Origin of the sequence: Tropicimonas sp. TH_r6, assembly GCF_033101155.1 — a bacterium.
GTDB lineage: Bacteria > Pseudomonadota > Alphaproteobacteria > Rhodobacterales > Rhodobacteraceae > Tropicimonas.
Genome location: NZ_JAWMPX010000065.1, coordinates 1 through 4062, shown reverse-complemented (window position 1 = coordinate 4062; position 4062 = coordinate 1). Strand labels below are relative to the sequence as shown.

Here is a 4062-nt window from a genome sequence, read left to right as displayed (position 1 = left end):
AGCCCTTTTTGTTCGTTTTCTGCGGGCTGCACTTGCGGCGGCTTTGTGGACCTTTTCGGCCAGAGAAATACCTGTTGCCCTTCCCAAAAATCGACTGACATGATCAGGGCGAACCGGACGTTCGCGGTGGTTCGGCTTTACCTCTGAGATTTGGCTCAAAGGTCAAGAAAATCAGTCGCGTTTGAGGGGCGCGCGTGATCACGGCCAGCATCTCGGCGGGTGTTGAATCACGGGACCAAAAGGTATCGGCCGGCGCGAGTTGCGCCGGCCGACACGTGATCATCCCGATTCATCTGGGTCGAACCAGCTTGTTCTAGTGGAACTTGCGGATTTCGCCCGTCTTGAGGCGAGACAGATAGCTTTCCAGCTCGCGTTTCACGATCGGCATCAGGACATATAGACCGGCGATATTGACGACGGCCATCGCAAAGATAGCGGCATCGGAGAAGTCGATCACCGGACCGAGATTGGCCGCCGCGCCGATCACCACGAAGACGCAGAAGATCACCTTGAAGACCAGTTCCTTTGTATGCCCTTCGCCGAAAAGGAAGGTCCATGCCTTGAGCCCATAATAGGACCACGAGATCATCGTCGAGAAGGCGAACAGGATCACCGCGATGGCGAGAACGTATTTGAACCAGCCGAAACCGGACGAGAAAGCCGCCGAGGTCAGCGCGACGCCACCATTGCCATCGACTGTCTGGATCGCCGTGCCGGCTTCGTTCAACAGGTAGAGACCGGTCTCTGGGTCGGTGACTAGCTGGCCGGTTATGATGATCACCAACGCCGTCATCGTGCAGATCACCACGGTGTCGATGAACGGTTCCAGCAGCGAGACGAAGCCCTCTGTGATCGGCTCTTTGGTCCGCACAGCGGAATGCGCGATGGCAGCCGATCCGACACCGGCTTCGTTGGAGAAGGCGGCCCGTTTGAAGCCTTGGATCAAGGCGCCGACCATACCGCCGGCAACGCCGAGCCCGGTGAAGGCACCTGCAAAGATCTGTCCGAAGGCCCAGCCGATCTTGTCGGCATTCATGCCGATGATGACAAGGGCGACCAGCACGTACATGACACCCATGAAGGGAACGACCTTCTCGGTGACTTTCGCGATGGATTTCAACCCGCCGACGATCACTGCAAAGACGATCCCGGCAAAGATGATGCCGGTGATCCAGCCGGGATAGGAACCGACCACGTTGGAGATCTGCGCATGCGCCTGATTGGCCTGGAACATGTTGCCGCCGCCAAGAGATCCAAGGATACAGAATACCGCAAACAGAACGGCCAACGGTTTGCCGCCGGGCACCCCGCGCTCGGCAAAACCCTTGGTGATGTAGTACATCGGGCCACCCGAGACGGTGCCGTCCTCGTATTCGTTGCGGTATTTCACGCCCAGCGTACATTCGGTGAATTTCGACGCCATGCCCATGAGACCCGCGAGGATCATCCAGAAGGTCGCGCCGGGGCCGCCGATACCAACGGCGACGGCGACGCCGGCGATATTGCCAAGGCCGACCGTCCCCGAAAGCGCCGTCGCGAGTGCCTGGAAATGGCTGACCTCACCCGCGTCATTCGGATCGGAATAGTCGCCTTTCACCAGCGAAATCGAATGCCCGAAGGCCCGGAACTGGATGAAAGCGAAATAGATGGTGAACACCGTCGCCGCGACCACGAGCCAGGCAACGATCCAGGGGAAGCTTGTCCCGGGAAAGGGGCTGAAGATGAAACTGACGAACCATCCAGTCGAACTTGCGAATGCGGTATTGATCTGATCGTCGAGCGATTGCGCCATGGCGGGCGCCGCGCAGGCGAGCGCCCCGGCTGCCACCGCTAGGCGTTTGAAATGACTTTTCATAAGAGACTCCTGCTTCCTCATCACGGTACGATGGTGCAAGGCACCGATGAAATCTGGACCAAGGCCCCGGGAACGGATCCGAAGAGCCTGGCCCCCACCGACCCCTCACCTTTTCGGCCAATGAAAATCTGGTCGGCATCGTTCGAAACGGCGATTTCATTGATGGTATTTGCGACGTGGCCGTGCCGGATAATCGTCTCCACCTCGAGCCCGGTCTCAGCCAGCCGCTCCTTCACTGGCCGCAAGACAGCTTCCTCAGCCCGAGCGATCTCCTCCTTGCGCCGCTTGTGGCGTTCTTCGAGTTCTGTTGGGGTTAGGAATGAGAACTGAGACCACTCAAGCACATGAGCGACCAGGATAGATGCATTTTCATTTCGCGCACGGTCCAGCGCAAAATCGAGCGCGCGTTGGGCGTCCTCGCTGCCGTCAAAACCAACGACAAACTTGCAAGTCATGGGATCCTCCATTCTTTGGGTGCGTAGCAGGGCCAAAGAGGACCAGCCATCAGACAACGATAGGTGCCGTTAGGTCACCCCGACAAGGGTTTTGTAGTTCGGGGATGGAAAAGAGATCGGCGACCCAACCTGGCTTGGGTGTCGAGATTGGTTCTTTCGCGGACGGAGCCGCCCTGAGCATGTTCGATATGACGGGCCTCTCAGCAGCATCACACTCAACGGTTCAGTGACCGCTTCGGAGCACTCGCAACGCTTAAAATGATTCGGCGCCTGCGGGTTATGCAGGCAGGCGAATGTCAGTATTGCGAATGAGCGGTGATCCTGTCCGTCCCAGCCAATGGCCGTTTCGTCCGCGACCCGGTCAGTCGGCACCGGCATAGTGAAGGACCGCTTTGCTCAATCTGGCAACCTGGCCCGGCTTCGGCCTTGTGCTGAACTGAGGCGTCTGATGCTTCTCTCTGATGACCGGTGGGGCGGCAAACTTGCCGCTCTAGTCGCCCCGACGACGAGCCTTTCTAACCACGTGGGGCGCTCTACCCATAATCGGCATCAATGTCCGCTTCCGACGTTCCAGCGCGCAAAAAAGACCGGCAGCGCGATTGCGCTGCCAGTCCCACCTCACCGCTTAGGCCTGAACTGCGGCCGGCTGCGCCGGTGGTAGTGGTTGGTGACGTTCCTCGATCTCGGCCGCACGATCGCAAGCACGATGAGCAGCCCGAGGATCAGGAACGCCCAGCCACTCCATGGCACGCTGGCCACAAGAGCTTCGGTAGTGGAATGGGCGGCGTTGAACACGCTGCCAGTCCTGTCGGGCAGATTTCCGTACCAGGTTGTTGCCTGATCGGTGATCTCTCCTGCTGGTGTCGGCGGAACCACAGTCGTGGTCTCGCTGGCGCCGTCGCAATTGCAGAGTTCGGTAGTCATCTGGTTTTCTCCTTGTTTCCGGATCTTCTGTCCTTCGGGAGCCCGACTATTCGGATCAATCCGACCGCGAAGCGGCGCCATTCACAGTTCGGAAAAACCTGCTAATATGTCAGCATTATTGACGGGAATATGCCGGAAATGCCGAACGCAACTTCTTATCATGGCAAGGGAGCCAAGCGTGACCAGAAGGGCCGCTTCCTGCCTGGGACAAAACCGCCACGCTCGCCCGGTCGCCCGCCGGGTCCGAACGGCGTCAAGGCAAGGGCCGCCCGCCTTGCAAGTGATCGCCTCGAAGAGATGCTTGGCCAAGCCGCCGATGTGATCGAGATGGCGCTCGACGAGGGCGATGTCCGCGCAGCCACATGGCTTATCGACCGGGTGCGCCCTCCCACACGATCCGACTTCGTTCAATTGAGTTTCGGCAACGACCTTGGCACCCCCGGGAAGCTCGTGGAGGCTGCCAGGGCGGCCACGGAGGCTGCCGGGAAGGGGGAAGTCGCCATGAGCGAGGCTCGCGCCTATGTTGACCTTCTGACGCGCTACGGGGCCATCCAGGGCTATCTGGAGGTCGAGCGGCTGAGGGCACAGCTTGACGAACTCAAGACAGTGAACCGATCGCCGCAGCGGACCATGGATCTTAGCCGTGTGCCTGAAACCTATCAGCCTACCTGGGGTCGAGGCGTGTCTGCTGAGACCAATAGCAATTCCTGAACATCGCCATGCACCACGTTGCCTCGATTTTCCGATCCTGCTGGATACTCGAGCGCCGATTGCTCCCGGAGCGGTTCCGTTTTCGGACCTTGGTGCAAGGTGCGGCATCCGAAAGAA

General features: G+C 59.3%; 4 protein-coding genes. 1 reads left to right on the top strand and 3 read right to left on the bottom strand.

The genetic code is table 11. The annotated features are described in order from the left end of the window. Nucleotides 1-313: 313 nt before the first annotated feature. From R3X27_RS25270 to R3X27_RS25260, 3 genes are all read right to left on the bottom strand, one after another. Nucleotides 314-1855 (bottom strand): alanine/glycine:cation symporter family protein, encoded by a 1542-nt coding sequence (locus R3X27_RS25270; protein WP_317711681.1) that lies wholly within the window; start codon nucleotides 1853-1855, stop codon nucleotides 314-316. Between the two features lie 20 nt (nucleotides 1856-1875). After that, nucleotides 1876-2310 carry a universal stress protein gene (locus R3X27_RS25265; protein WP_317711680.1) on the bottom strand — a complete coding sequence of 145 codons (435 nt, stop codon included), beginning with the start codon at nucleotides 2308-2310 and terminating at the stop codon, nucleotides 1876-1878. Nucleotides 2311-2928: 618 nt separating this feature from the next. Continuing rightward, nucleotides 2929-3234, bottom strand: coding sequence for a hypothetical protein (locus tag R3X27_RS25260; RefSeq protein WP_317711679.1), 306 nt, complete (start codon nucleotides 3232-3234; stop codon nucleotides 2929-2931). Nucleotides 3235-3372: 138 nt separating this feature from the next. Between R3X27_RS25260 and R3X27_RS25255 the strand changes: the two genes are divergently transcribed. Then, nucleotides 3373-3945, top strand: a complete 573-nt coding sequence (locus R3X27_RS25255) for a hypothetical protein (protein WP_317711678.1) — start codon at nucleotides 3373-3375, stop codon at nucleotides 3943-3945. Nucleotides 3946-4062: the final 117 nt, after the last annotated feature.

Bases quoted from the DNA above. Each gene is read 5' to 3' on its own strand.
- R3X27_RS25270 (WP_317711681.1), bottom strand. From the start codon at position 1,855: ATGAAAAGTCATTTCAAACGCCTAGCGGTGGCAGCCGGGGCGCTCGCC.
- R3X27_RS25265 (WP_317711680.1), bottom strand. From the start codon at position 2,310: ATGACTTGCAAGTTTGTCGTTGGTTTTGACGGCAGCGAGGACGCCCAA.
- R3X27_RS25260 (WP_317711679.1), bottom strand. From the start codon at position 3,234: ATGACTACCGAACTCTGCAATTGCGACGGCGCCAGCGAGACCACGACT.
- R3X27_RS25255 (WP_317711678.1), top strand. From the start codon at position 3,373: ATGCCGAACGCAACTTCTTATCATGGCAAGGGAGCCAAGCGTGACCAG.